The organism is Lysinibacillus sp. NPDC047702 (assembly GCF_050272555.1).
Lineage (GTDB): Bacteria > Bacillota > Bacilli > Bacillales_A > Planococcaceae > Lysinibacillus.
Genome location: NZ_JBNNMG010000141.1, coordinates 1 through 1,618, shown reverse-complemented (window position 1 = coordinate 1,618; position 1,618 = coordinate 1). Strand labels below are relative to the sequence as shown.

The 1,618-nt window shown below is 38.3% G+C and carries 1 tRNA gene and 1 rRNA gene; both read left to right on the top strand.

From position 1 onward, the window contains the following. Positions 1 to 94, top strand: a 5S ribosomal RNA gene (gene rrf, locus ACQKIM_RS28070); the annotation flags it as partial. A gap of 259 nt (positions 95 to 353) precedes the next feature. Beyond that, positions 354 to 429: transfer RNA gene (locus ACQKIM_RS28065), tRNA-Asp, on the top strand. Positions 430 to 1,618 lie beyond the last annotated feature (1,189 nt).

Below are 1,618 nucleotides of genomic sequence, written 5' to 3'. Positions count from 1 at the left end.
TCACACCCGTTCCCATACCGAACACGGAAGTTAAGCTCTTTAGCGCCGATGGTAGTTGGGGGCTTCCCCCTGTGAGAGTAGGACATTGCTAGGCGTTTGAAAAGTCGAGGATTAATTCCTTGGCTTTTTTGTGTTATAGCCGTTCTTTTTCAAAAATGCTATAGTCACATGATAAATGAACATGAGTTATATCATGGCTGAGAAAAAAATGAAAATATAACGAAATGGTATTAGGGAAATAGTAGAATATAATAACGACAAGCATATAACATTAGTAAAATCTAATACAACTAATGTGATAAAATGATTGCATATGGATGATCTCTATGATATATTTATTAATGTCTTAGAGAGGTCCCGTGGTGTAGCGGTTAACATGCCTGCCTGTCACGCAGGAGATCGCCGGTTCGATCCCGGTCGGGACCGCCATTATAATTAATAATCAAAAGTTCTTATGATTTTTATTAATCATAAGAACTTTTTTATCTTCATTCAGCAAATGTTTTTTGTATCGAAAGTATAGAGGCAGATATTTTATGCGTGTAGCGTAGCGACAGCAGCAGATAAAGAAAACTCCCATCTCTACAGATGGTGAGATGAATGCGATTTTGGTCCTTTTCAGTGGGTGTCCAAACACCTACTGAAATAGCAGAACTCAGGCTAAGATCTTCTCATCCTGTGAAAACGCTTGAGTGACCAACATCGTGCTACTGATGTTAAGTTAGCACTACGCTTTCTCAAAAAAAACATCTGCAGGTCTGGGCACAATTCAAAATCCGGACGGTTTATCTGTAGCGAAAGCAAAGCGGCAGCTACAAATACGCCAAAGTGATAATATTGAATGTAAATATAATATTTATGGTAAATTTAAACCGTTAATTAGAAAAGAAATTATTTTCAACCATACGTATATTCTTGTTGATCACGCATCTTCTATAAAGGAGACTTTTTCATAGTGTTGAATCAAGGGAGACACTTTGTGAATGTGGCATAATGAAAGTGACCTCCATTCTAGGCTACTAAAAATCCAATGTCTTTATACGAAGACTTTTATTTTGTCGAATACATAAGGAAATCTCTGCTTTGAGGGGGAGATTGCTGACTTGATAAGGGTATGTGCACGATTGACGAGTTTTTGTGCTAGATAGAAGGCTACTTATACTTAATAGAATGACTGTCTCGTTGTAAGTTTAGCCTTTACTAGCTTTGATATAGCTTGTCTTATTCAAAAGATATAAGGATGGTAGTTATGCATGCTTCCTGTTCTAAAGCGTAACTAAGCGATAGTAACAGAACCTTCGTGACCAACATCGTGTTGACCTCATGGTTGTTTCTCTTTCTCACTGAAAAATATTTGATGCTGCTACTTTATTTTAGTATGAAAATTTATCTTTATTCAGCAGAATACTCCCATCTCTATAGGTGGCGAAATGAATGCGGTTTTTTTCTATTCAGTGGGTGTACAAACGCCCGCTGAAATAGGGGAACTCAGGCTAAGAACTTCACTTCCTGTGAAAACGCCCGAGTGACCAACATCATGTTGCTGCCGCTGCGTTAGCACTACGCTTTCGCACAAAAAAACATCATGTTGCTGCCGCTGCGTTAGCACTACGCTTTC